The sequence below is a fragment of the Thioalkalivibrio sp. ALJ16 genome (assembly GCF_000377345.1).
GTDB lineage: Bacteria > Pseudomonadota > Gammaproteobacteria > Ectothiorhodospirales > Ectothiorhodospiraceae > Thioalkalivibrio.
Genome location: NZ_KB898038.1, coordinates 156549 through 182026, shown reverse-complemented (window position 1 = coordinate 182026; position 25478 = coordinate 156549). Strand labels below are relative to the sequence as shown.

General features: G+C 67.9%; 21 protein-coding genes, 1 tRNA gene and 1 other RNA gene. 10 read left to right on the top strand and 13 right to left on the bottom strand.

Annotated elements, in window-relative coordinates; all coding sequences use genetic code 11:
• Positions 1–25: 25 nt before the first annotated feature.
• Positions 26–775 (bottom strand): FKBP-type peptidyl-prolyl cis-trans isomerase, encoded by a 750-nt coding sequence (locus D000_RS0102915; RefSeq protein ID WP_155999212.1) that lies wholly within the window; start codon positions 773–775, stop codon positions 26–28.
• A 556-nt stretch (positions 776–1331) separates the two neighbouring features.
• On the opposite strand from D000_RS0102915, the gene D000_RS0102910 reads away from it, so the two are divergent.
• Together D000_RS0102910 and D000_RS0102905 are read left to right on the top strand one after the other, a co-directional pair.
• A complete protein-coding gene (locus D000_RS0102910) occupies positions 1332–2699 on the top strand; it encodes a sulfite oxidase (protein WP_018872056.1) in 1368 nt (455 codons plus the stop codon).
• A gap of 61 nt (positions 2700–2760) precedes the next feature.
• Positions 2761–3045, top strand: a complete 285-nt coding sequence (locus D000_RS0102905) for a c-type cytochrome (protein ID WP_026279723.1) — start codon at positions 2761–2763, stop codon at positions 3043–3045.
• 141 nt (positions 3046–3186) lie between these two features.
• On the opposite strand, the gene rlmKL is transcribed toward D000_RS0102905, so the two are convergent.
• The 5 genes from rlmKL to D000_RS0102880 all read right to left on the bottom strand — a co-directional run bounded on the left by rlmKL (position 3187) and on the right by D000_RS0102880 (position 8426).
• Positions 3187–5391 carry a bifunctional 23S rRNA (guanine(2069)-N(7))-methyltransferase RlmK/23S rRNA (guanine(2445)-N(2))-methyltransferase RlmL gene (gene rlmKL, locus D000_RS0102900; protein ID WP_018872054.1) on the bottom strand — a complete coding sequence of 735 codons (2205 nt, stop codon included), beginning with the start codon at positions 5389–5391 and terminating at the stop codon, positions 3187–3189.
• A gap of 50 nt (positions 5392–5441) precedes the next feature.
• Positions 5442–6230 (bottom strand): ABC transporter permease, encoded by a 789-nt coding sequence (locus D000_RS0102895; protein WP_018872053.1) that lies wholly within the window; start codon positions 6228–6230, stop codon positions 5442–5444.
• On the bottom strand, positions 6230–7135 hold the full coding sequence (locus D000_RS0102890; RefSeq protein ID WP_018872052.1) for an ABC transporter ATP-binding protein: 906 nt from the start codon (positions 7133–7135) through the stop codon (positions 6230–6232). Before D000_RS0102890 ends, D000_RS0102895 begins: the two co-directional genes overlap by 1 nt.
• Positions 7136–7268: 133 nt before the next feature.
• On the bottom strand, positions 7269–7715 hold the full coding sequence (locus tag D000_RS0102885) for a DsrE family protein (protein ID WP_018872051.1): 447 nt from the start codon (positions 7713–7715) through the stop codon (positions 7269–7271).
• Positions 7716–7976: 261 nt separating this feature from the next.
• Positions 7977–8426, bottom strand: coding sequence for a DsrE family protein (locus tag D000_RS0102880; RefSeq protein WP_026279722.1), 450 nt, complete (start codon positions 8424–8426; stop codon positions 7977–7979).
• A gap of 386 nt (positions 8427–8812) precedes the next feature.
• Between D000_RS0102880 and D000_RS0102875 the strand changes: the two genes are divergently transcribed.
• On the top strand, positions 8813–9727 hold the full coding sequence (locus tag D000_RS0102875; RefSeq protein ID WP_026279721.1) for an NAD(P)-dependent oxidoreductase: 915 nt from the start codon (positions 8813–8815) through the stop codon (positions 9725–9727).
• 60 nt (positions 9728–9787) lie between these two features.
• Here D000_RS0102875 and D000_RS0102870 read toward each other — a convergent pair whose 3' ends face one another.
• The 3 genes from D000_RS0102870 to D000_RS0102860 all read right to left on the bottom strand — a co-directional run bounded on the left by D000_RS0102870 (position 9788) and on the right by D000_RS0102860 (position 13591).
• Positions 9788–11089 carry an NRAMP family divalent metal transporter gene (locus D000_RS0102870; RefSeq protein WP_018872048.1) on the bottom strand — a complete coding sequence of 434 codons (1302 nt, stop codon included), beginning with the start codon at positions 11087–11089 and terminating at the stop codon, positions 9788–9790.
• 78 nt (positions 11090–11167) lie between these two features.
• On the bottom strand, positions 11168–12688 hold the full coding sequence (gene mltF / locus D000_RS0102865; RefSeq protein ID WP_018872047.1) for a membrane-bound lytic murein transglycosylase MltF: 1521 nt from the start codon (positions 12686–12688) through the stop codon (positions 11168–11170).
• Positions 12689–12730: 42 nt separating this feature from the next.
• A complete protein-coding gene (locus D000_RS0102860; protein WP_018872046.1) occupies positions 12731–13591 on the bottom strand; it encodes a diiron oxygenase in 861 nt (286 codons plus the stop codon).
• A 110-nt stretch (positions 13592–13701) separates the two neighbouring features.
• On the opposite strand from D000_RS0102860, the gene D000_RS0102855 reads away from it, so the two are divergent.
• The 3 genes from D000_RS0102855 to D000_RS13695 all read left to right on the top strand — a co-directional run bounded on the left by D000_RS0102855 (position 13702) and on the right by D000_RS13695 (position 14443).
• Complete coding sequence (locus D000_RS0102855; protein ID WP_018872045.1) at positions 13702–14049, top strand: DUF1820 family protein; 348 nt, start codon at positions 13702–13704, stop codon at positions 14047–14049.
• Between the two features lie 117 nt (positions 14050–14166).
• Positions 14167–14257 (top strand) — tRNA-Ser (locus tag D000_RS0102850).
• A 37-nt stretch (positions 14258–14294) separates the two neighbouring features.
• Positions 14295–14443: non-coding RNA, RtT sRNA (locus D000_RS13695), on the top strand.
• Between the two features lie 79 nt (positions 14444–14522).
• On the opposite strand, the gene D000_RS0102845 is transcribed toward D000_RS13695, so the two are convergent.
• Together D000_RS0102845 and D000_RS0102840 are read right to left on the bottom strand one after the other, a co-directional pair.
• Positions 14523–14786 carry a hypothetical protein gene (locus tag D000_RS0102845; protein ID WP_051074935.1) on the bottom strand — a complete coding sequence of 88 codons (264 nt, stop codon included), beginning with the start codon at positions 14784–14786 and terminating at the stop codon, positions 14523–14525.
• A 59-nt stretch (positions 14787–14845) separates the two neighbouring features.
• Positions 14846–15973 (bottom strand): metal-dependent hydrolase, encoded by a 1128-nt coding sequence (locus D000_RS0102840; RefSeq protein ID WP_018872043.1) that lies wholly within the window; start codon positions 15971–15973, stop codon positions 14846–14848.
• 96 nt (positions 15974–16069) lie between these two features.
• Here D000_RS0102840 and D000_RS0102835 point away from each other — a divergent pair, with 96 nt between their 5' ends.
• Positions 16070–19729, top strand: coding sequence for a hydantoinase B/oxoprolinase family protein (locus D000_RS0102835; RefSeq protein ID WP_018872042.1), 3660 nt, complete (start codon positions 16070–16072; stop codon positions 19727–19729).
• A gap of 52 nt (positions 19730–19781) precedes the next feature.
• Here the strand turns inward: D000_RS0102835 and D000_RS0102830 are convergent, their stop codons facing one another.
• Together D000_RS0102830 and D000_RS0102825 are read right to left on the bottom strand one after the other, a co-directional pair.
• Positions 19782–20312 (bottom strand): lipocalin family protein, encoded by a 531-nt coding sequence (locus D000_RS0102830; protein WP_018872041.1) that lies wholly within the window; start codon positions 20310–20312, stop codon positions 19782–19784.
• Between the two features lie 131 nt (positions 20313–20443).
• A complete protein-coding gene (locus tag D000_RS0102825) occupies positions 20444–22558 on the bottom strand; it encodes a DUF1631 family protein (RefSeq protein ID WP_026279720.1) in 2115 nt (704 codons plus the stop codon).
• A gap of 146 nt (positions 22559–22704) precedes the next feature.
• On the opposite strand from D000_RS0102825, the gene D000_RS0102820 reads away from it, so the two are divergent.
• The 3 genes from D000_RS0102820 to minC all read left to right on the top strand — a co-directional run bounded on the left by D000_RS0102820 (position 22705) and on the right by minC (position 25430).
• Complete coding sequence (locus D000_RS0102820; RefSeq protein ID WP_018872039.1) at positions 22705–23742, top strand: cyclopropane-fatty-acyl-phospholipid synthase family protein; 1038 nt, start codon at positions 22705–22707, stop codon at positions 23740–23742.
• Between the two features lie 54 nt (positions 23743–23796).
• A complete protein-coding gene (locus tag D000_RS0102815) occupies positions 23797–24519 on the top strand; it encodes a DUF1295 domain-containing protein (protein ID WP_369772915.1) in 723 nt (240 codons plus the stop codon).
• 149 nt (positions 24520–24668) lie between these two features.
• A complete protein-coding gene (gene minC / locus D000_RS0102810) occupies positions 24669–25430 on the top strand; it encodes a septum site-determining protein MinC (RefSeq protein WP_018872037.1) in 762 nt (253 codons plus the stop codon).
• The last annotated feature ends 48 nt before the right edge of the window (positions 25431–25478 follow it).

The following is a 25478-nucleotide window of genomic DNA, read 5'->3' as shown; positions in this document are numbered from 1 at the left end:
CCGGGCGCGAATCAGACCGTCGGTGCTAGCACTGCGCGGTTTCGGCGGTCTCCGGGCAGTCGTGCTGCACCACGCGCTCGTCGTCCAGCCACGCCATGATCCCGTCGGTGACGTTGTAGACGTTCTCGTATCCCAGCCCGTCGGTCAGCGCCCGGGCCAGGGCCGCGGTGCGGTTGCCGACGCGGCAGATCAGGATGACCTCGTCACCGGGCTGGACCAGATCGGTGAATTTCTGGCCGAACTCCGGGTTCAGGTCGCCGTTCTCGTCGAAGGCCGTGATGCGGTGGCTGCCCTCGATCACGCCGGTCTCGGCCCACTCGTCCGGGCGGCGGATGTCGACGATGGTGGCCCCTTCGCGCACCTTTTCAGCCAGGCCCTCGTTGTCCAGGGCGCTGAAGGGTGCGCGCTCCACTTCCAGGATCTCGACCTCGAAGCGCAGGGTGGCGTTGGAGGGAATGATGTTCCCGGCGCCGCGCTCGCCGTAGGCCAGTTCCGGCGGGATGATGATCTCGCGCTTGCCACCCTCGCGCATGCCTTTCACTCCCTGTTCAAAGCCCGGGATGACCTGGCCGGTGCCGATGGTCAGCGCGAACGGGGCCCCGGATTCACGGCTGGAATCGAACACTGATCCGTCCGCGTCCAGGGAGCCGGTGTAATGCAGGATCGCCGTGTCATGGCGCACGATTTCCGGGCCGTCACCGGCCTCGATGTCGCGGATCTCGATGACAGGCTCCGATGCCGCGCTGGTCATCGTTGCGCTGAGGCCGATAGCCATGAGTACGACGGTCAGCATAAGTGCTTTTGTATATACGAAAAGAGAAATGCGGTTTTGCATTATGTAGATTCCCAAAATATTAATGAAAGTTAACGAACCTTGACTTTCAGTAGGTTGCGCGGCGCAACGCGGGACCATTTTACGCCACATGTCGTAGGCCGAATATGGGCCTCGAGTAATGTTTTTTGGATCCTGTAAAAAAACCCAATCTTTTGTTGCAGGATTTACCCCCGCCTGCTAGAAATGCTCGTGGCTGAAACCAGCCAGCGCCATCTGCTGCCGGCGCGAGCGCGTCTTGAGCGGCTGTGCAGGATGCCTGACAGGGCAACAGGTGGAAAGGGTACTGGGCGCGCTATTGGTTCGTCAGTACATTCTTATAAACGGTAAATTGGAGTTCGGACACAGGGTTCCTGCAGGGCACAGTTTTTTATGTTTTGACTCTGAAGAATCCGTTGAATTGGATCTGAACTTCGTCTAACAAGCCTTGGGATTCCTTACGACCGCGAGGCAGTCGAGGGGATCGCATTCGCAGGACCCGTGCAACGGAGGAGCATGTATGACATCCAAGAAAGAAGGCCAGTTCTTTGACCGGCTGCGTGGCGTTACGGAAGATGCCGGGGCCACCCCGGAAACACTGCAGATCTTTGACGAGGCCGTGTCCCGGCGTCGTTTCATGGGCAACATGGGCGTGGGCGGTGCGGCGCTGACCCTGTTCGGCTTTGGTGCGGGTACCGATGCCGCCATGCGGGGTCTGTTCGGGCGCGGGCTGATCCCGGCCGCCTGGGCTGACGAATCCGATGCCCTCGCCGAGGACGCCCAGTCCCGAGCCGCCTGGCAGCAGGCCGGCAAGGACTCCGATGCCCTCCTCGTCCACAATGCGCGGCCGCTGAACGCCGAGACCCATGCGCATGCTATGGCCGACGAGATCACCCCGAACAGCAAGCACTTCGTGCGCAACAACGACCTGATCCCGCAGAAGGCGATCGACCAGGATCCGAGTGGCTGGTCCCTGACCATCGACGGTGAAGTGCACAACGAGATCGAGATCACCCTGGACGAACTGAAGAGCATGGACAGCAAGGATCTGGTGCTGTCGATCGAGTGTGGCGGTAACGGCCGGGCGAACTTCGACCCGCAGCCGCGCGGCAACCCCTGGGACCGTGGTGCCATCGGCAATGCCAAATGGACCGGCGTTCCGCTGAAGGACATCCTGGAACGGGCCGGTGTGAAGGACAGCGCGGTGTACACCGCACACTACGGCTACGAGCCGATCCTCGGCGATCGCGCCCCGTTCTCGCGTGGCGTGCCGATGGAAAAGGCGATGGAAGAACACACCATCGTGGCCTTCGCCATGAACGGCGAGGATATCCCGGCAACCCACGGCTTCCCGGTGCGTCTGGTCGTGCCGGGCTGGTATGGCTCCTGCTCGCACAAGTGGCTGAACAAGATCACCCTGCGCGATCAGGAACACGACGGTCGCGGCATGACCGGCTACTCCTACCGCATGCCGAAGTACCCGGTGGCCCCGGGCGAGCGTCCGCCGGAAGAGGACATGAAGGTCGGCGGTCCGTGGCTGATCAAGTCCGTGATTACCGGTCCGAAGAAGGACACTGGTCTGGAGCGTGGCGAGACCGTCAAGGTCACCGGCCACGCCTGGGCGGGCGAGGACGAGGTCGCGGAAGTCTGGATCTCCACCGACTTTGGCCTGAACTGGGAGAAGGCCGATCTCAAGGGCCCGCCGGTCAACAAGTACGCGTGGGTGCACTTCGAGAAGGAACTGTCCTTCCCGAATCGCGGCTACTACGAGATCTGGGCGCGTGCCGTGGACGACAAGGGCAACACCCAGCCGATGGTGCAGCCGTGGAACCCGCGTGGGTACGACGGCAACGTCGTGCATCGCATCCCGGTCACCGTTGCTGCGTGACAAATGTGCACACCCGGGGCATCATTGCGCCCCGGGTTTTTACAAAAATGATGGTGAGCGCATGAAGCGTGTTTTTTTTCTGCCTCTTGTGGCAATGACTCTCGGGGTGTTCGCGGCCCCGGCATTTGCTGATACCGACGACGAGATTCAGGCCAAGAAACAGCTGTTCGAGCAGAACTGCGCGGCCTGCCATTCTCTGACCGTGGCGACCAACCAGAACCTCAATCGAGCGGACTGGAACTGGGTCCTGGACGACATGGAAGACTACGGTCTGACATGGCTTACGGACGAGCAGCGCGAACAGATCGTGGACTACCTGGTAGCCAACCACGGGTACGGCGAGTAGCCGGCATCGTTGTATTGGCAGACTGCCAGTCAGGCGCCCATTCGGGCGCCTTTTTTTGGACCTGAAAATGGCTTGCCTGCCGGGCGTTTTCCGGGATTCGGCAGCCCTGCCCGCGCGTGCGCAGGCGTTGCCGTTTGCGGGTCAGGACGCGGTCCTGGCGATGGCCCAGCAGCGGTGTGGCGGGGGTGGGCGGCGAAAATCCTCGTCCAGCGTCTCGCGTGTGATCTCGCGGGCTTCCAGCCCCGCGAGGGCCTGGCTGTCGAGTTCGAAGCGGCGGCGGTTGGTCGAGAAGTACAGGATGCCGTCCTCGGTCAGCAGGCGCGCGGCATCCCGGATCAGTTCGACATGGTCGCGTTGGACCTCGAAGTCCGCCTCGGTGCGTTTCGAGTTCGAGAAGGTCGGAGGATCGAGGAAGATCCGCTCGAAGCGCAGCGCCGGGTCGTCCGCGGCCTCCCGTACCCAGGTGATGCAGTCGGCCCGCAGCAGGGCATGGGTATCCGGTCGGCGCCGACTGCGCCCGTCGCGCACGCTGGCCTCGAAGCCGTTGGCCGCGAGGTTGTCGGCGGCCCAGTCGAGGTAGGTATTGGACAGGTCCACCGAGACGGTCTGGCGGGCGCCCCCCACGGCGGCATGGGCACTGACCGCGGCGGTGTAGCAGAACAGGTTCAGCAACCGCAGTCCGCGGCATTCTTCCTGCAGGCGGCGGCGCATCGGGCGGTGGTCCAGGAACAGCCCGCTGTCCAGATAGGCATCCAGCTCCACCTTCAGCCGGCAGCCGTGTTCCTCGACCCAGAAGGGGGCGGGTTGTGCGGTCTCGGCACGCTGGTACTGCGAGCGGCCTTTCTGGGCGCGCCGCTGCTTGTAGTGTAGATGAGCGGGCTCGACGCCGGTGACCTCCAGGGTCGCGGCCAGCGCCCCGCGCAGGCGCGCCTCGGCGCGCGCGGGTTCGACCGATGCCGGGGCGGCGAACTCCTGCAGGTGCAGGCGCACGGAGCCGTCGGTGGCCTGGTAGCGGTCAATCAGCAGCGGGTATTCGTCGAGGTCCGCGCTGTAGATGCGGTAGCAGGTCACGCCCTGGCGCCGCGCCCAGCGATCCAGGTGCTTCAGGTTCTTGCGCAGGCGGTTGGCGAACTCGGGTGCCGGGGGTGCCGCCTCGGCCTGTCCCTCGCGGGCATGGATGTCGAACTCCAGCAGCTGGCAGTCGATCGGGCCGTTGTGTACGCGGTACTTGCGCGTGGCGCGCAGCCCGAGGCGGCGGGAGTCGGTGGTGTCCGCGACCAGCAGGGCCACCTGCCAGCCGCCAAAGGCCTGTTTGAGGTGCTCGCCCAGCAGGCTGTAGAGCTTGATCAGTTCGGGCTGGTCGCCGATGCGTTCGCCGTAGGGCGGGTTGCTGATCAGCAGCCCGTTCGGTGCGGGGGGCGTGAGGGTCAGCACGTCGGCGACCTCGAAGCGGGTGCAGGCGGCGACCCCGGCTGTGCGGGCCGCCTGGCGCGCGGCCTGCACCGCGCGCGGGTCGCGATCCGACCCCAGCAGCGTCGGGCCCTGCCAGGGGCGGACCGCCGCCTGGGCCGTATCCACACAGCGCTGCCACAGGGCGGCGTCGTGCCCGGCCCAGCCCTGCGGGCGGAAGTCCTGGCGCAGCAGCCCGGGAGCGGTGTGCGTGGCGATCAGGGTGGCCTCGATCACCAGGGTGCCGCTGCCGCAGAACGGGTCCAGCAGCTGCGCCTGTTCCGGGTCGTCCTCGACGCGTGCGGGCCAGCCGGCACGGGCGAGCAGGGCCGCGGCGAGGTTCTCGCGCAGCGGGGCGGCCCCGCCAGCTCCGCGGTAGCCGCGCCGGTGCAGGCCGCCGTTGCCGATATCCACGGAGAGACGGGCGTGATCACCCTGCAGCTGCAGCAGGATGCGGACGTCCGGGTGCTTCGGGTCCACGTCCGGGCGGGCGCCGGTTGCCTCGCGGAAGGCGTCGGCCACCGCGTCCTTGATGCGTACCCCGGCGAAGTGGGTATGGCGGATGTGGCGGCTCTTGCCGCCGACCTCGACCGCGAAGGTCGCACCGGGGTCCAGCAGCGCGGGCCAGTCGATCGCGCGGGCGGCGGTGTAGCAGCCATCCCCGTCCGGCTGCTCGAAGCGCGCCAGTGGCAGCAGGATACGGCTGGCGATGCGGCTGCCCAGCAGTACGCGGTACAGCGTTTCGAGATCGGCCGAGAAGTGCACCGCGCCGCCCTCCTCGCGCACGTCGGCGGCGCCGAGGGTAACCAGTTCCTCGGCCAGCAGGGGGCCGAGCCCGCGGGCGACGGTGGCGCGGTATTCCTGCGGGGTGCGGGGATCGTTGTTAGGCGTGGCCATGCGGTGTCTTCCTCGGGCGGGGGCCTATCTTGCCACAGCCGCCGTTGCGGTCAGCGCAGCAGGCGGCGTCGAATCAGCGCGGTCGCCAGGATGATGGCGGCCGCGCCGTAGCCCGCGATCACCGCCAGGTGCGGCCAGATGCTGCCCGGCCAGCTGCCGGTCATCAGCGGGCGCACGATCTCGACCACGTGCGCCAGCGGCAGGGCCAGCGCCAGGGTCTGCACCCAGTCGGGCAGCTCCTGCAGCGGGAAGAACACCCCGGAGAGCAGGAGCATCGGGGTCACCGCCAGCGTGAAGTAGTACAGGAAGAAGTCGTAGCTGCGCGCCAGCGCGGTGATGACCAGGGCGAGCGCGCCGAAGGTGAATGCGGCGAGGAAGATCACCGGTAGGGCGAGCAGGGCGCGGGCGTCGCTCACCAGTCCCAGGACGGCGGCGACGACGAGGATGGTGGTGGCGCTGATCAGGCCCTTGCTCGCGGCCCAGATTGCCTCGGCGAACACGATGTCGTCCAGCGTCAGCGGTGTCGCCAGCATCCCGAGCCAGGTGTTCTGCTCCGCCATGCGCGTGTAGGCGGAATACATGCCCTCGAAGCTGGCGGTGAACATCGCCGAGGAGCAGATGATCCCGGAGGCGATGAACACCATGTAGCTCATGCCGTCGAGGTCACCTACCAGGCGGCCGAAGCCGTAGCCGAAGGCCAGCAGGTAGAGGATCGGTTCGCCGAAGTTGCCGAGCATCGACGGCAGCAGCAGCTTGCGCCAGACCAGCAGGTTGCGGCGCCAGACCGCGACGAAGCGCAGGCTGGGCCGGGGGAGCCAGGTCGAGGTTGGGTCGGACATCAGTCGCGCAGCTCGTGGCCGGTGAGTTTCAGGAACACGTCTTCCAGGTCCGCCTCGCGCAGGGTCGGTTCGAGGCCCCGGGCGCGCAGGCGTTCGCGCAGCCGGTCCGGTTCGGCCGTATAGACCAGCCAGGTATCCGCTACCTGGTGGGCGCGATCCCGCGGGCCAATCTCCTGCTCGATCGCGGTGCCGGCTTCGGGCCCGCCGACCGTGACCACCCAGGGTTCGATGTGCTCGGCAATCAGGCGGCTGGGTCGATCACAGGCGATGATGCGGCCGTGGTCGATGATCGCAATGCGATCGCACAGCTCCTGGGCCTCTTCCATGTAATGCGTGGTCAGCACCAGCGTGACGCCGGACGCGCGCAGCTGACGGAGCTGGCGCCAGAGGTGGTGGCGCGCCTGCGGGTCCAGTCCGGTGGTCGGTTCGTCCAGGACGACGACCTCGGGTTCGTTGATCAGGGCGCGTGCGAGGGTCAGCCGGCGCTTCATGCCGCCGGACAGGGCATTGATGCGCGCGCCGCGCTTGTCGTTCAGGTTGACCTGCTCCAGCAGGAGATCAATGCGCGCCTGGACCGTTGCGCCGGAGAGACCAAAATACGCGGCATAGGTCCGCATGTTCTCGATCACGGTGAAGTCCGGATCCAGGGTGTCGAACTGCGGCACAATGCCCAGGCGCTTGCGCACCTCGCGCTCGCCCTCCGGCATCGGCAGGCCCAGTACCTCCACCTGCCCGCCGTCGATCGGGGTCATCCCCAGCAGCATGCGCAGGGTCGTCGTCTTGCCTGCGCCGTTGGGCCCGAGCAGCCCGAAGAACTCGCCGGCGGCAATCTCCAGGTCCACGCCATCGACGACGTGGACGCCGTCGTAGGTCTTGCGCAGCTGCTGGATGCGGATCGCGGACACGGCGGGACTCGGGTCGGGAAGGCTGCGCATACCATACCGGTTCGCGCCCACCGTCCCAATGGCCGGGCGCCGCCTCATGAAAAAGGCCCGGATCGTGTGACCCGGGCCGGATGTGGCTAGTGCCTTGCAGGGACTACGGACGGCTGTAGGTGTACCCCTGATGCTGCAGCCAGGAGATATGCGCCACGCCGCTGGGGATGATGTCGTCCTCGCTGGCGTCGTACAGATCCTCCAGTGCGATGTTGCGGCCCCGCAGGGTGTTCGCGCAGACCTGGAATTCCACGTTCTGCATCTTGAGATTCTCGATGCGTCCGCGCAGGTTTTCGTTGGTCATGGCGGTTTGCAGTAGGCCGAGTCCGTCGCCGTGCATGACGACCTTTACGTCCATGTTGTCGACGCCCACGGCGTTGATGTGGTTTTGGATATTGCCCATCGCGGCCATGTAGCGGCCGGTATCGCTGTAGTTCACGTGGTAGACGACCTTGTGGGTGCCATAGTCAAAGTCATTTGCGGCGGTCAGGCCGGGGAAGGCCAGGACCGCTGCGAACAGGCCGGTAAGGATCCATTTCGTTACATTCATTGCACAGGTTCTCCTGAAACAATCGATATCCCGGGCGGGTTGGATACGCCACGGGGGGCCAAGGGGGTTGGCATCCTGCGGCCAGGGCTCCGGGGAGAAGCGGCCGGCAGGTATTCAATAGACGCTGCGGGCTTCCGCCTATTCCGTCCTCGATGAGGCCCGGAATGGGTGGCGAACGCCGGAAAAGAAAAGGGCCCGGGAAGGCCCGGGCCCGAAGCGACGACCGGGAGATGACGGCCGCCGGGATACTGCGAAAGTCGGCTACGGACGCACGTAGGTGTAGCCCTGATGCTGCAGGTGCGACAGGTGGGCGACACCGCTCGGGATGATGTCGCCCTCGGCCGCGTCGTAGAGGTCGTTGGCGAGGTCGATGTTCTGGTTGACCACGGTGTTGTTGCAGATCTGGAACGCGACGTCCTGCATCTTCAGCTGGTCGATGAAGGCCGCCAGATCCTGGTTGTCGTTGGCGTGACGCAGCAGGCTCAGCCCGGGGCCGTGCATCACGACCTTGATGCTCATGCGGTCGGCGCCCACGGCATTGATGTGGTTCTGGATGTTGCGCATCGCGCCCATCTGACGCTGTTCGTCATTATGGTTCACGTGGTAGACGACCTTCTGCTCGGAATAGTAGTCGTCGGCCAGGGCGGCGCCCGGCATGGCGAACAGGGCAGCGGAGGTCAGGGCCAGCGGCAGGATGAAGCTCTTCTTCATGATCGGGTCCTCGCGGTATTCCCGTGGATTTTCGGTGGCACCCCGGGGGTGCATGTCGTGCTCCTGGAGAGGGGCGGTCCGGGACAGGGCGGTTGCATCCTTGCCTGGTAGCCCCGGTTATCAAGAGGACGGGAACCCGGCCCGATTATTCCGATCAGATGCAAGATAAGTATTTGAAATAAAGTATAAAAGTAGAATATTACGATGGGCTTTTTGATGCCTCGGAAGCGCTTCCCGGGATGGGCGGTCATCGCGGCCACGCCGCCGGGGTTTCGCTACACACCAGGCTCGATCGTGTACATTGATGGGCGTTTTTGCTTCCCGGTCGCCGTCCAGCCGGGTCTTGCCAGGTGCCTGCCGACCCGTCCCCGCTACAGGAGCACCCAATGTCGACAGCGATGATTCCCCCCGAACTGCAGCCGATCGGCGCCATCGGCCTCGGCATCATGGGGGCCCCGATGAACCGCAACCTCCTCGCGGCCGGGGCCGATCTACGGGTCTGGGCGCGCAACCGGGACGCGGCCCGCGCCCTCGAGGGCGACGGCGCACGGGTCTGTGCGAGCCTGGAGGAGCTGGTGCGCCAGGTGCGCGTGCTGGTGCTGAATGTCTCCGATACGCCGGACGTGGAGGCACTGATGCTGGGCGACGGGGGCATCCTGGCCCATGCGCAGCCCGGTCTGGTAGTGGTCGATCACAGTACCATTGACCCTATCCGCACGCGCGCGATCGCGCAGGCCGCGGCCGAGCGCGAGGTGGTGTTCGTGGATGCGCCGGTCTCCGGCGGCGAGCCGGGTGCCCGCAGTGGGACGCTCAGCCTGATGGTCGGTGGTCCGGAGGATGCGGTGGATCGGCTGCGCCCGATCTTCAACATCGTGGGTTCGACGCTCACTCATGTCGGGTCCAGCGGGGCTGGGCAGATCGCCAAGGCCTGCAACCAACTGGTGGTCGGGGAGACCCTGGTGGCGGTGGGCGAGGCCTTTGCCCTGGCTGAGCAGTCGGGCGTGGATCCAGCCCGGGTGCGGGAGGCCCTGCTGGGTGGCTTTGCCGGCTCCCGTATCCTGGAGGTCCACGGTCAGCGCCTGCTGGACGGAGACTTCGAGCCCGGCTTTCAGGTCGGGCTCTATCACAAGGATCTTGGCATCCTCGGGGGGCTCAGCCGGGATCTGGGTCTGGAGACCGATGGGTTAAGGCCAGTTCGGGCCGCGGTCGACGCTGCCCTGGAGGCGGGGCAGGCGCGTCACGATGTTGCTATTCTCGCCCGCTTCTGTGTCCGAGCCCGTGATGCTGGCGACAAGGAGTAAGTTACCCCATACCGGCTCCATGGGGGGCCGCTGAGCATCCCCGCAGCGCCGGGACGCGATTCAGAACCCGAAGCGCCAGACGAGCCAGATCAGGGAAAAACTCGACAGGAACACCACGCCCGCCCAGGCCAGTCCCCGCAGTGCCGGTCCGGGGCGTGCCGCGACCGGCATCTGTGCGCTTGTGACCACGCGAAAGGTGATCCAGGCGAGGATCGGGGCGGAGAGGAAGGACAGGGTGGTCGCGATGTCGACGAAACGGGTGAAGCCCTCTCCGGCCATCCAGATCAGCAGCAGCGCGCCCAGGGTGACCACCACCAGGGCGATCCGGTAGCCCCACCACTCCAGGCCGCGCTCGCTCTCCGGGTCGGGTTCCATGTCGCGGGCGCGGTGGCGGTTTTCACGCAGGGTGCGGATGGTCGCGACGATCACGCGGGGGTAGGCATCGGTCACGGCCAGGGTGGTCGAGAACATGGTGGTCAGCGCGGCGATGGCAATCAGCGAGCGGCTCCACTCCCCCAGGCTCTGGGCATAGAGGTCCACCAGCTGCGCCGAAAAGGCGGCCGCGCCGGGCGCGAAGCCAACCCCGGTTCCGTACATCAGCAGTGCCCCCAGCAGCATGAAGACCAACGCCAGCGCCGTGGCCCCGAGATAGCCCAGGCGGAAGTCGAACACGGCCTCGCGCACACTGGGGTGGTGCCCGGTCAGGCGCGCGCGTTCCTGGGTCCAGATCGAATGCCAGGCGGCGACGTCCAGCGGGATGGGCATCCAGCCCAGCAGGGCCAGCACGAAGGCGAGTCCGGCGAGGGTCCAGAGGTTCGACCATTCCGGCGCGCCTGACAGGGCCTGCCAGTCCGGCGCCTCCTGAAAGGCGAGGGCGACCGCGATCACCGTGGAGACGCTGAGCGCGGCCATGATGATCTTCATGCCCAGATCCAGGCCCCGGTAGGCCTCGATCATCAGGAACGCGATACAGACCGCGAGGATCGCTGCCGAAAGCACGACCATGGACAGGTCGAGCCCGAACACCAGGGCCAGCAGCCCGGCCGTGGTCAGTGTGACTACGGCCTGGATGATGAACAGGGTGCCGAGGGTCACCGCGATGTAGAGCCCCAGCGCCCAGTTGCCCAGACGGTGATAGCCGGTGAGCAGGTTGTGCCCGGTGGCGGCCGCGTAGCGCGGCCCGAATTCCAGGAACGGGTACTTGAACAGGCAGGCCAGCAGCACGATCGGGATCAGCAGCAGCCCGTATTCGGCCCCCCCGCGCGTGGCCTGCACCAGATGGGAGACCCCTACCGCCGCCCCTGCCATCAGGAGTCCGGGGCCGATGGCGGCGCGCAGGGAGGCTCGGGAGGCGGCGGTCATGGGCGTGATCCGGGGGTTGCAATCCGCTAGCGATTATAGGGGATTCCGGCGCCACGGCCAGGCCGCCGTTCGTCCGCTTCAGAGCGACAGCGGCACGCGATGGTAGATGCGAGGCGACGGCGGCGGATGGTCGCTGCTGTCGGGGAACCGCTGGATCAGCTTGTCGTAATAGCTGCGGATGTTCTGTACGTAGATCACCGGCTCCCAGCCGCGGGCATAGCCAAAACGGGTCTGCTCGTACCATTCCGCCTCGGCCAGACGCGGCAGCCACTGCATCACGTCGAGCCAGCGGTCGGGGTCGTCGCCATTGGCTGCGGCCAGCCGTCGGGCATCGTGCAGGTGACCCAGGCCGACGTTGTAGGCGGCGAGGGTCATCCAGGTGCGATCCGGTTCCGGAATGCGCTCGGGCAGGCGCTCGTGCAGTTCCAGCAGGTAGCGGGTGCCGCCGTCCACACTGGCCTCGGGGTCGGTACGGTCCTGGATGCCGAGGCCGGCCGCGGTGTTCTGGGTCAGCATCATCAGGCCGCGCACGCCGGTTGGCGAGATGGCATCCGGGTCCCAGTGCGATTCCTGGTAGGCCACTGCGGCGATGAATCGCCAGTCCAGGCCGTACTGCGCGCCCATGCGCTCGAACAGTTCGCGGAAGCGGTCGAGGCGGTTCTCCACGCGCCGATTGAAGGTCAGGGCATCCACCAGATCGTGGATCTCGAGGTGCCCCATGTAGCGGTCGACCATCAGCTCCAGGTCGCGGTTGTCGCGCAGGCGCTGCAGATAAGCGGCCGCGGCATCGATCAGGCTGCGGTCAAAGCCGGCGGGAAACAGCCAGGATACCGCGGCCTCGCGCTCGAACTCGTAGGCCGTGCTCAGCTCGGGGTACAGGCGGCGCAGGCGCCCGAATTCCAGAGAATTCATCAGGGCGTAGTCGATGGCGTCGGAGGCCAGTGCCTGGTGCAGCGATTCGGCCGTCCCCATGGGGACCAGTTCCACGGCGGGGGCGGCGTCGCCCTCCGTGACCGCATCCGGAAGTGCGACCGGTCCGACACTGCCCGTCGCGTCCGGCTCGGCGGCCAGCTGCTGGCGCAGCGGTTCGGGCAACGGCGACTGGGCGGTAAAGCCGAGCCGGGTGCCGGCGGGCAGGTCGGTCAGGTTGCGCAGTGCGGCGTTGGCTTCGTTGCCGCGCCAGAAGACCAGCACCTGCTGGATGCCGAGGATGTCCGGCCCGCGTTCGATGGCGGGGTCACCCGGGTCTACCAGCAGGCCGGCCGCGAGGTCCGCGCGCTGTTCGCGCAGACGCCGGTGGGCCTCGGCGGCGGTCTCCACGCGTTGCACCTGGATGCGCGTGCCCAGTTCCCGGGCGAAGCCGTGCAGGAGGTCCAGCTCCAGCTGGTCGTGACCATTGGTCGCGGACAGTTCCGAGCGCCCCAGGGGATTCTCCACCAGCACCACCTGCAGTTCCTCGCGGAAGGTGAGCTGCTGCAGGGCCGAGGGCGGCTGGAACCAGACCCGCAGTCCGATCATTGTCAGCAGTACGATGAACACGCCCAGTTCAATCTGGCGCCAGGTCGAGCTGGGGGGGCGAAGGCGGGGCAACGGGGTCATGGCCCGATCATACTCAACTGGCCGGGCGGACAGCCCTTTGCGTCAGCGCCAGTTCAGCACCAGTCCCTGGGCACGGAGGATCTGCAGCGCCGGGTCCACGCAGGTATCCACGAACGCCGCTCGGCGCGGATTGTCATGCGCCAGGCGCCGGTAGTCCGGTCCCGCGGGCAGCCCGGCCAGCTGGTAGATGTCCGCGGTGGGATAGTAGAAGGCGCGCACGAACTGGCGGAACACCCGCCGCATCAGCGGGCGATAGGTCAGCTTCTGCCAGGTCGGCAGACTGTCCAGGCAGCCCTCCAGCGTGTCGCGGGCATGGGCCATGTGGCGCGCCTCGTCGATCATGTGCGTGGTGACGATGTCGTGCACGGTCGGGCTGATCTCGTCACGCCGCTGGTGGATCAGGCGGTTCATGCGGTCCGGGACTTCCTCGCCGATCATCACCGCGATCCAGAAGATGGAGGAGTCGAACGGGGCAAAGCGGCCGACCAGGGTGGCCAGACGCGGCTTCGGGAAGCGGCGTTCCGGCAACGGCAGCTGGCTGCGGCGCATGAACTCGATGAACATCAGGCTGTGACCCGCCTCCTCGCGCAGCTCGTGCAGGCGATAGTTCAGCCGGTCCAGGCGCCCGGTCGAGTGCATGGATATGCGCGAGATACGCTCCATGAACAGACCTTCCAGCCACAGCGCGCCACTGATGAAATAGAGAAACTCGTACTGCGACAGACGGCGTTTCTGTTCGGGGTTCAGCGCCGTGTACTCCGGCGTGCCGAACAGCGAGATCGCCTCCTCCGGAATCCAGAAATCCTCCCACGACAGCGCGTCCCAGCGAATCCGCGTCAGCGGATCCTGGTACGGCGAGCTGTTGCGGCTCAGATGATCGAGCAGCTCCTGGGAGGAATTCATCGTTGGCGTGCCGAACCCATGCGGATGACCGCGGGAATCATACCGGCTCTGTCGCTCGGGACCAACGCCAACCCGTTGCAATCTGCGGTTGCTGCCCCATGATGAAGGGTATGAACACGTCCAATACCCGCTATCGCGTCAGTTTTCTCAATCATGGCAAGGTCTACGAGATCTACGCTCGCGAGGTCTACCAGGACGACCTCTATGGTTTCGTGACCGTCGAGGGCCTGTTGTTCGGCGAGCGCTCGCAGGTGGTGGTCGACCCCTCCGAAGAACGCCTGCGCACCGAGTTCGAAGGGGTGGAGCGGTTCCACGTGCCGATGCATGCCCTGATCCGCATCGACGAGGTGGCCGCCGTCGGCACCCCGCGCATCCGGGACGGCGGTGGCGATGCCGGTAACGTGCACGCCTTTCCCGTGCTGCCCGGGCGGGGTCCGACCAAGCCCTCCGGGGACTGATCCGGTCCCGTACACATGTATCCGTGTTTGCCCGGACCGGGTGCCTTGCGTTGCGAATGGTCGGCGGCTGGTTTACCCTTGCGCGCTTCGCAACGGCTTGTCGGTTGCGAAGCCAAAGGAGAGGTGGCCGAGCGGTCGAAGGCGCACGCCTGGAAAGTGTGTATACGGTAACCCCGTATCGAGGGTTCGAATCCCTCCCTCTCCGCCAGATTCAAGCAAAGGGGCCCGAGTGGCCCCTTTCGCATGTCTGGCCCCAGAGGTGTCGGGATTCGAACCCTCGATACATGAGAAAGCCGGGTTCGACGGGTGACGCGCAGCGGCACCCGAACGTCGCTGCAGGCGACGACCCGCAGGGCGAGGCGCAGCGCGCCGAGTCATCCCTCCCTCTCCGCCAGATTCAAGCAAAGGGGCCCGAGTGGCCCCTTTCGCATGTCTGGTCCCGGAGGTTCGGGGGCGAACCCGATAGCGTCTCTTTAGTAGCGGGGCTTGAAGCCGGGTGGATGGCGCGAGATCCACGCGACGAAATCGCGGATCACCGGCTCGGCCAGCAGGGCCTCGCGGGTATTCAGGCGCTCGGCCAGGGTCTGTTCGTCGAAGTGGCGGTGGATGTGCCGGTGGCAGGGCGGGCAGACGTGCAGGATGCGCCCCTCGCGCTCGGCGCGGCTGAATCGCCGTCGGATCCGCTTGCGCCGATGCTGTTTGCGCGGGATCAGGTGGTGGCGGGTCAGTGCCTCCATCGGGCGGGCGCACAGCTCGCAGGCGGACGGTGGTGCCCCGGTCTCGCGAGCCTGGTCACTCACGGCACCGCGGGCCCCGGGTGTTCCGAGTGCTCCGGCAGCGGCGGCATGCGGCAGCGCGGCGGTGGATCCTGGATGGCGTAATCGGGCTCGGCCAGGTCCATCAGGCAGGGCGCGCCGCCCGGGTCGACGATGCGGCGCAGGATCGCCGGTACCGCTCCCAGCCGTTCGCCACGGGTGGATTCGGCGATGCGGCGGGGCGGGATCGGCTGCCATTCGCCGTTGGCCTTTTCGGCCAGCTCGAAGCCGAACGGAAAATATCCCGGGGCGCCCAGCCGGATGTCGGTGACGACCAGGCGATCCGGGCCGTCGTCGCGCGCGGTGCGGTGAAAACGCAGGAAATCCCCGGAGAAGCCCTGCAGGCGCTGGCCATCCTCCAGCGCCAGGGCCGCGCGGCGCAGCTCGCGGTCGCCACGCGCGAAGCGCTCGAAGTCGGGGCGGATCGGGTGATCGAAGATTCCGACCCAGGCCTCCAGGAAGGTGTCGTCCTGGACCACGGTCACCCGCCACAGGAACAAATTGAACGGGGTTGGCTGCACCAGCCGGGGCTGGGTGTCCAGCTCCATGGCCGTCAGGGCGGGCTGGATGCGGTGGTCGATCCAGGCCTTCAGGACCAGGCCGGAACCGGCGTAGACCGTGGAGATCACCAGCCCCGCCACCAGCAGCCGCGGGGCAAAGCGCCAGAACAGGGCGCCGATCGCGGCGATCAGCAGGGGCAGGGTGTAAAACGGGTCGATCACGAACATCGAGGCCGTGGACAACGCGCCCACCGGCAGGGGCCAGAGGATCTGCGTGCCGTAGGTGGTCAGCAGGTCGTTCAGCGCATGCGTGGCCAGCACCAGGAAGAAGAACCACCACCAGCGGGCGAAGCCGATCTCCGCCGTGCGCGGCAGCCGGGCCAGCAGCCCCGCGACCCCGGTGGCAACCAGCAGATGCACCAGCAGCGAGTGCGTGAAGCCGCGGTGGTAGATGAAATCCGAGAGGTCGTCACCGTAAGCTATGAGGATATCGAGGTCGGGCAGCAGCGCGACGGCGGCGCCCAGCACCACGGCCTTGCGGCCCAGGCGGGAGCCAAGCACCAGCCCGCCGACGACCGCGCCCAGACTGGCGTGGGTAACAGGATCCATACGGGACCGAATTCCTTTCTTTTCAATGTCGAGCGTTCCAGCCTGTGACCGGCGCCAGGCGGTCAGGTTCGTTCGACGTAACGTGTGTGGAGACGCATGGGGAGCGACAGCCTGACAGGATGGGATTTCTGGGTCGACCGCGGCGGGACCTTCACCGACCTGGTCGGACGCGACCCGCAGGGCCGGCTGCATACCCGCAAGCTGCTGTCCGAGAATCCCGAGGCCTATGCCGATGCCGCGGTCCAGGGCATCCGCGACCTGCTCGGGCTCGGGCCGGACGCGGCCATCCCGCCGGGCGCGATCCACGAGGTGCGCATGGGCACCACGGTCGCCACCAATGCCCTGCTGGAGCGCAAGGGTGAGCCGACCCTGCTGGTGATCACCGCAGGCCTGGAGGATGCGCTGCGGATCGGCCATCAGGCGCGCCCGGAGCTGTTCGCCCGGGCGATCCGGCTCCCCGCTCCGGTCTATGCCCGCGTGGAGCCGGTGCGCGAACGCGTGAATGCCGCCGGCCAGGTGCTGCAGCCGCCGGACCTGGACGACCTGCGTCCGCGGCTGGCGGCGGCGCGCGCGGACGGGCTGCGCGCGGTGGCGGTGGCCTGTCTGCATGGCTATCGCTACCCGGCCCACGAGCAGGCGGTTGCCGCGCTGGCGCGCGAGCTCGGCTTCGAAGAGGTGGTGGCCAGCCACGAGGCCAGCCCGCTGATCAAGCTGGTGCCACGCGGCGAGACCACCGTTGTCGATGCCTACCTCTCGCCGGTGCTCGGCCGGTACGTGCGGCAGGTCGCCGGGGCGCTCGGCGCGGTGCCGCTGCGCTTCATGCAGTCGCATGGCGGGCTGGTGGATGCGGCCCGTTTCCGCGGCCGCGATGCGATCCTGTCGGGCCCGGCCGGCGGCATCGTCGGTGCGCTGGAGACGGCGCGGCCGCTGGGTTTCGAGCGCCTGATTACCTTCGACATGGGCGGCACCTCTACCGATGTCGCGCACCTCGCCGGCGCGCTGGAGCGCAGCCAGGAGAGCGAGGTCGCCGGCGCGCGACTGCGCGTGCCGATGCTGGATATCCACACCGTCGCGGCCGGTGGCGGCTCGATCTGCCGCTTCGACGGGATGCGCCTGCGGGTGGGCCCGGAGTCCGCCGGGGCGCGGCCGGGGCCGGCCTGCTACGGCCAGGGCGGGCCGCTGACGGTGACCGACTGCAACCTGCTGCTGGGGCGCCTGCGGCCGGAATACTTCCCCGCCGTGTTCGGGCCGAACCGCGATCGTCCGCTGGACCCGGCGCCGGTGCAGCGCCAGTTCGCCGAGCTGGCGCAGGCGGTGGCCGCGGCCGGGGACGACCGCCCGACGCCCGCGGCGCTGGCCGAGGGCCTGTTGCAGATCGCGGTGGAGCACATGGCCCAGGCGATCAAGACCATCTCGGTGCAGCGCGGCCATGATGTCTCGCGCTATGCCCTGGTCTGTTTCGGCGGGGCCGGGGGGCAGCACGCCTGCCGGGTGGCCGAGCGGCTGGGCATGCGGCACATCCTGTTCCACCCGCTGGGCGGGGTGCTCTCGGCCTACGGCATGGGCCTGGGCGAGCTGCGTGCGCTGCGCGAGTGCAGCCTGGAGTGGCCGCTGGCCAGCGAACGGCTGGCGGCGCTCGAGCAGGATCTGGACCGGGTTCTGGAAGAAGAGGCCGAGGCGGCCCGGCAGGCGCTGGAGGCGCAGGGGGTCGCGCCAGAGGCGATCCGGCTGGAACGCCGGCTGCACCTGCGTCTGGCCGGCTCGGATACCGCGCTGGAGGTGCCGGCGGGACCCGTGGATACGGTGATGCAGGCCTTTGCCGCGGCGTACCGCGACCGGTACGGCTTTGCCCCGCCGGACCGGGAGCTGATGGTCGCGATCGTCGCGGCCGAGGCGATCGCCGGGACCGGGGCGACCCCGCAGACCCTGACGGCCCCGGCCCCTGCAGGCCCGGCCCCGGAGGCCGCGACGGTCGCCATGACCATCGCCGGTACCCTGCGCGATTGCCCCCTGTATCGGCGAGAACAGCTGCGCCCCGGCATGCAGCTGGCCGGCCCCGCGCTGGTGATCGAGTCCACCGCGACCCTGGTACTGGAGCCCGGGTGGCGCGGGCAGATCGAGGCCGACGGCACGTTGCGCCTGGAGCGGGCGCGTGAGGCCGCCGCGCCGACCTCCGAGCGGCGGACCGCGAGCGCGGCGCGTGATCCGGTATTGCTGGAGGTGTTCAACAACCGCTTCATGGCGATCGCCGATCAGATGGGGTACACCCTGCGCAACACCGCGCACTCGGTGAACATCAAGGAACGTCTGGATTTTTCCTGCGCGCTGTTCGACGCCGACGGCCGGCTGGTCGCGAATGCGCCGCACATGCCGGTGCATCTGGGTTCGATGGGGGCCAGTGTGCGTGCGGTGGTGGCGGCCTTCGCCGGCGACCTGCGCCCGGGCGATGCGTATGTCCTGAACGACCCCTACAACGGCGGTACCCACCTGCCGGACATCACCGTGGTGACCCCGGTCTTCGTGGACGCGGCCGGGCAGGTCACGGAGGACCCGGTTGATCAGGGGGCTGCACTGGAGTTCTTTGTCGCCTCGCGCGGGCATCACGCCGATGTCGGCGGCATCACCCCGGGCTCGATGCCGGCGTTCTCCGCGACCCTGGCCGAGGAGGGCGTGCTGATACCGCCGACCCGGCTGCTGCGTGACGGGCAGTTCGCGGCCGAGGCCCTGCGCGGGCTGCTGGCTGCGGGCGCGTGGCCGGCGCGCAACCCGGAACAGAACCTGGCCGATCTGCAGGCGCAGGTCGCCGCCAACCGCAAGGGGCTGGAGGAGCTCGGGCGCCTGCTGGACGAGTACGGACAGCCGGTGGTCACGGCCTACATGCGCCACGTGCTGGACAATGCCCGCGAGGCGGTGGAGCGCCTGATCCCGCGACTGCAGACCGGGCGGTTTGCCTATGCGCTGGACAATGGTGCCGAGGTGCGGGTCGCGGTGACGCGGGTCGGGGCGCGCCTGCATATCGACTTCGACGGGACCTCGCCGGTGCGCGCGGACAACTTCAACGCGCCGGCCTCGATCGTGCGCGCCGCGGTGCTGTATGTGCTGCGCACCCTGCTGGAGGACGCGATCCCGCTGAACGATGGCTGTCTCGAGGCGGTGGAGCTGGCGATCCCCGAGGGCTGCCTGCTGAACCCGCGCCCGCCGGCGGCGGTGGTGGCCGGCAATGTCGAGACCTCGCAGGTGGTCACCGATGCCCTGTTCGGGGCGCTGGGGGTGCAGGCTGCGGCCCAGGGGACGATGAACAACCTGACCTTCGGCAACGCCGAGTACCAGTATTACGAGACCATCGCCGGGGGTGCCGGGGCCGGCCCGGACTACGTCGGCGCCGGCGCCGTGCAGACCCACATGACCAACTCGCGCCTGACTGACCCGGAGGTGCTGGAGAGCCGGTTCCCGGTGCGCGTGGAGCACTTCGGCATCCGCCGGGGCTCCGGCGGGGCCGGGCAGCAGCGCGGTGGCGACGGGGTGATCCGGCGTCTGGGGTTCGACCAGGCGATGGAGGTGGTGCTGCTGGCCAACCGCCGCCGGGTGCCGCCGTTCGGCCTCGACGGGGGCGAGCCGGGTGCGACCGGCGAGGATGCCATCCTGCGCGCCGACGGCCGCCGCGAGGCGCTGGCGGGCTGCGACCGCCGCCCGGTGGCCCCCGGCGATGCGGTGGAGATCCACACGCCGGGTGGCGGCGGCTACGGCCGGGCGTGAAGGCGGCCCGCGATCCCTGCGCGTCCGCTGCGCGGGGTTCCGGCCGCGGCGGTCAGTCCCAGCGCTGGGGCACGCGCTGGATGGCGTCGATGTCGTAGCCGAGTTCGTCCAGGTAGGCGACGATGGCCTGATAGTCGTCTTCGGGCATCTGCGGCTCTCGCGCCATGATCCAGACATAGTCGCGCTTGCTGCGGCCAATGACCGTCTGGCTGTAGTCCTCGTCCAGATAGACGATCAGGAACTCGGCCTTGAACGGCCACAGGAAACGCATGCCCCATTCGGCATTGCTCTCGCTGCGGACGAAACCGGTGGGGTTGTATTCGCGGCGCGGGCCATCGAAGCCCCCCTTGTTGAAGGAGAACGTGGTGGCGATGGTGCCGTCGTCATTCAGCGCGTACTGCTCCAGGGCGTTGTAGGCATCGCGTTCGAGAAAGGTCGGGATATTCGCGATCACGTACCAGTCGCCCATGTAGCGTTCGAGGTCGACCTGCTCGACCGTCGGCATCTTCTGTGGCGCGCTGCATCCGGTCACGAGTCCCCCCAGTACCAGGCCTGCAAAGAGGCCCGCCAGTGTGCGTGTCATCGGTGTGTCCAGGATTGGGTTGGCAACGCAAGATGGACCCCGGCGGAGCGGAAAAGGTCCGCACGCCCGGCGAGATGCCGGGCGCCGGGGGGTGGCGGGCCGCCATTCAGGTGGAAACGTCTGCGGGAACGTCAGGCTGACTGGCCGAGGCGCTGGTCCATCAGGTGATCGAACAGGGATTCGTCCGGGATGATCTGAGCGCGGCCGCTGCGGAATTCATGCGCCAGGCCCTGAATGCTGTGCTGTCGCCGGGCGCGCCCGGCCGCATCCGTGAACAGCAGGCGACCGGCATGGGTGCCACGCCAAACCAGCTTCATGCGGGTGACCTTGGTGCCGGCCGGCGAGGTGAACTGGACCCAGGTCCCGGAGATCAGATTGTCGGCGTGCTCGACATGCTCGTCGTCATGATCGCGCATCAGCGACGGGTCGTCGTCGGCATGCCGGGGTGAATCGCCAAACAGGGAGCGCGGACGGCTGCTGGCCCGTTCGCGGGCCTTGTCCATGCGCGCTGTGGCGGACTCGGTGCGGGTTTCGGACGCGGCCTTCGTTGCCTCGGCACCGCTGTCGGCGGGGGTGGAGCGCCGCCTGCCCGCCGCGACCAGGTGGGCGGACACCAGGTCCTGCTTGATCCGGGTGCGCTCCTCCTTCGACAGCGGGGCACGGTCGAGGAAGGCGCGGATGCGGGCCAGCAGCGGGGCGGATTTCTGGAAGTCGGGTTCCTCCTGCATCAGCTCGAGGAGTTCGTGCAGCAGGGCCATGCCGTCGGTGTCGGCGGGTGCATCGGCACCGGCGTCAGGGGGCGTGGCGCTCCCGGACTCGGCATCGGTCTCCGCTTCAGCCTCGGCGGTCTTCTGGGCGGTCATCAGCGGCACCCAGGCGTCCATCAGCTGCTCGCGCGCCTCGTCGGGCAGGTCCTGCCCCATGGAGATCACGGTGCGCTCCACCGTGGATTCCACGCTGTAGGTGATCTCCAGGGCGCGCTCTTCCTGCTGGGCCTCGGCCTGCACGTCGGCGGCCTGGTAGATGATGCGTTCTTCGGCCGCGGCCAGGTCGTCCTGCAGCCGGGTCAGCGCCTCGTCAAAGGCGCCACGGTCCTCCAGGCCGCCGTTGCGCACCCGCTCGACATTCTCGAATACCAGCTGGCTGAGGGGCAGTTCCCGGGCCTCGTTCAGCGGCAGGTCGGGGTCGACCCGCAGCGCGATGTTGAGCAGCAGGCCGGTCATCTGTCGGGCCGGATGGCCACGGTCGCGGAAGAAGTCGGTTTCGCGCATCGCGATCCGCACCAGCGGCAGCTGAAGATCGGAGAGCGGTTCGCGCAGCGCGGGGTTGAGGTCGTCCCGCTTCAGGATCATGTCGAAGAGCCCCTGGAGCAGGTCCATGATGAAGGGCTCGAGCGTGCTCGGTGATGCGCTGTTGAGTATGGTCGTGACCGCCTCCACCGGCGAGCCGTGGCCGGCCCCTGCGGTGGCAACGACCTGCCCGGCCACGGGCACCTGGTACCCGAACTGGGTCCAGTTGCCGGCCGCCCCGGCAGGCCCCGCAGACTCGGGGGGCGTGGCGGGGGAGGCGACCGCGACCGGTGGCGCCGCGGTATCGGCGCTCTGCCGGCCGCGGACAGGCGCGGTCGGGGCCGGGGTGTCGGGCACCACGAAGCCGGCGTCGCGGAATGCCTGCAGCAGCGCCTGCATCTCTGGCTGCAGGGTTCGCACCACGTCGCGGTCGAACCAGTGCAGCAGCATCAGGCTGTCTTCCGGTGACAGTTGTTCCGCCTCCAGGGCCTCCAGGAAGGCCTCGCCGAGGGCGTGTGGATGCCAGGGGGCCTCCTCCGGTGTCAGGGCGAGCTGGTAGTCGCGGGTGACCGTCTCCAGCGCGTCGATCTCGGCAGCCATCGCGCCATGGGCCCCTTTGACCAGCTTGCGCAGGGCCACTTCGCGCTCGGTGTCGGCGTCGTCCATAAGACTCAGCTCGTCCAGGAACGCGGATTCGGCATCGGGGTCTTCCGGGGCGATGGCTTGGTTCAGGCGGTCACGGAAGTGGCGCAGAATCATGTCGCTGGCCATGCGAATCTGGCGGGACAGGGTCAGAAGCCGGCCGGCGCGCTGCGAGTCGATGGCGCGCTCGGAGGCCTCCATCAGGCGGTCGTCCAGCTCGTTCAGGAAGTCTTCCAGCCGAGCCTGCACGCCTTTGGAGAAGGGCGCCCATACGCGGTGGAGCGTCCGGGCTGGGATTCGATGATGTTTTGCCATGGCCATGATGGAGTAGTCCCAATGCATCAATCTAGCACCCATAAGGCCCTGCATGACACCGGTCGGTAAGGTTTCCGGACCGCCTGGCGGAACCGTGCCGCCGGACCGGGGTCAAGGAACTCATCGACAACAAGGGATCGCGCACCATGCAACGGATGATCGAATGGGCGGAACAGGGACGGCTTCCGGACCGTCTGGTGCGCGCGGGCATACGCCGCCTGCTGGCGGAGCGTCTGCGTCAGAGCGGCGCGCCGGCCGAGGAGGCCATGGAGCGGCGCTACGCGTTGATCGAGGCCATGCGGGCGGCGCCGGTGGCCCTGTCCACGGATGTCGCGAACGAACAGCACTACGAGGTACCCACCGAGTATTTCGAGCGCTGCCTCGGGCCCTGGCTGAAGTATTCCTGTGCCTGGTGGCCGGAGGGCGTGGAAGACCTGCGCGGGGCGGAGGAGGCCATGCTCCGCCTGAGCTGCGAGCGGGCGGGTCTGGAGAACGGGCAGCGGGTACTGGAACTGGGCTGCGGCTGGGGATCGCTGTCGCTGTGGATGGCTGAGCAGTATCCCGCCTCGCGCATCGTGTCGGTATCGAATTCGGCCACTCAGCGGGCCTCGATCGAGGCCCGCCGGGATGCGCGCGGACTCGACAACCTGACGATCATGACCGCGGACATGAACACGTTTGCCCCCGACGAGGCGGGCTTCGACCGGGTGATGTCCGTGGAGATGTTCGAGCACATGCGCAACTGGCCCGAACTCCTGCGCCGCGTGGCGAGCTGGTTGCGCCCCGGTGGGCAATTCTTCATGCACGTGTTTGCCCACCGCGAGTTCGCCTATTTCTTCGAGAGCGAGGGCGCCCACGACTGGATGGGGCAGTACTTCTTCCGCGACGGTCTGATGCCGGCGGATGACCTGGCCCGACATTTTCAGGACGACCTGCGGGTACAGCGTCAGTGGCGCGTCAACGGCCGCCATTACGCACGTACGCTGAATGCCTGGCTGGCGCGCCAGGATGCCGCACGCGACGAACTGATGCCGCTGTTCGAGCAGACCTATGGCCCGCGTGAGGCCGCGCTGTGGTTCCAGCGCTGGCGCATGTTCTACATGGCCTGCGCGGAGCTGTTCGATTACCGCGGCGGCAACGAGTGGTTCGTGTCGCACGTGCTGTTCCGGCGTCCGGAGGCCTAGCCGGTGTCCGGCGGGTTGATCTTTGCCATCGGCCTGGCGGCGGTCCTGGTGCTGATGACCGCGGTCTGGCTGGCCAGCGTGCAGCGCCGTGATGCCAGCCTGGTGGATCGCTACTGGGGGCTGGGATTCGTACTGTTCACCGCGGTGGTATGGGGGCTGTCCGGCTGGCCCCTGCACGGGCTGTGGATCGTACTGCCGGTGCTGTTCTGGGGGCTGCGGCTGTCCATTTTCATTGCCTGGCGCAACTGGGGGCATGGCGAGGACGGTCGTTACACCGAGATGCGCGCCGGGCGCTCGGAGCGGGGCTTTGCCGCGCGCAGCCTGATCACGATCTTCTGGCTTCAGGGCGTGCTGGTCGCGGTGATCGGCCTGCCGATGCTGGCGGTCGTGCTGTCCGACGGGCTGTGGTGGCCGCTGGCGCTGGTGGCCGTGCTGGTGTGGCTGGTCGGGCTCGGTTTCGAGACGCTGGCGGATGCGCAGATGGCGCGGTTCCGGGCCGACCCCGCGAACCGCGGCCAGGTGATGGATCGTGGCCTGTGGCGCTACAGCCGCCACCCGAACTACTTCGGCGAGATCGTGGTGTGGGTCGGCTTCGGCCTGCTGGCGCTGGCCGCCGGCGGGTGGTGGGCCGTGCCGTCGGCTATCCTGATGATCGTCCTGCTGTTGCGTGTGTCCGGTGTCACGCTGCTGGAAAGGCGTCTGCACGAATCCCGCCCCGGTTATGCCGACTACGTGCGCCGCACCAACACCCTGATCCCGGGACCGCCCCGCGGCTGAGGCGCCCGTTCCGGCGTGGCGACTGCCGCTGGCTCCCTTGCTGCGCTTTCCCGCTCCGCGCTATAAAGCGCACGTCGCGCCGGGTGGCCCTGCCACCGGGCGCGGCCCTTTTTCTGATGCGACCAACCGCCAGCGAGCCAGCCGATCCGATGAGCGCGACCCCGAGTTCCGTCCAGACCATTGAACTGAAAGGGCGCATGATGCTGGTGTCGGTGCTGCGCGTGTACCAGACCGATCCTGAGGCGCTGGCTGCGGCGCTGGCGGCGCGGCGCGAACAGGCCCCGGAGCTGATGCGCGAGATGCCCATCGTGCTCGATCTGGAGGCGGTGGCCGCAGTCCCGGAGGCGGAGCTGCGGGCGGCCATCGAGTGCGTGCGCGCCGAGGGTTTCAAGCTGGTGGGCCTGCAGGCCGGCGCCGCCTCCGAGCGCCTGCAAGACGCGTCCGGTCGGTCCGATGCCCTGCCGGTGCTGCAACTGGGCGGGCGCAGCGGCGCGCCGGTGGGCGAGGTCCCGCTGGAGGACGAATCGCCCGCACCGGAGAAGGCCCCCGAGGCGCCACCGGAAACTGCGGTGGCCGCGGTCCACACGGCCACCCGGATCGTGGATCAGCCGGTGCGCTCCGGGCAGCAGATCTATGCCCGCGGTGGCGACCTGATCGTGACCGGTGCGGTTTCGCCCGGGGCCGAACTGCTGGCGGATGGCCACATCCATGTGCTGGGCCCGTTAAGAGGGCGTGCGCTGGCCGGGGTGCGCGGTCTGGTGACGGCGCGTATCTTCTGTCGGCGACTGGATGCCGAGTTGCTGTCCATCGCCGGGCATTACCGGATCGCGGAAGACATCACGGAAGCCGAGCGCGGCGAGAACCGGCTGGTGACACTGGACGGCGAAAGCCTCAAGATCGCGGAGATCTGACCGGCCGCCACGCGGTCACGAACGGACTGGAACCCGTCGCACGCCACG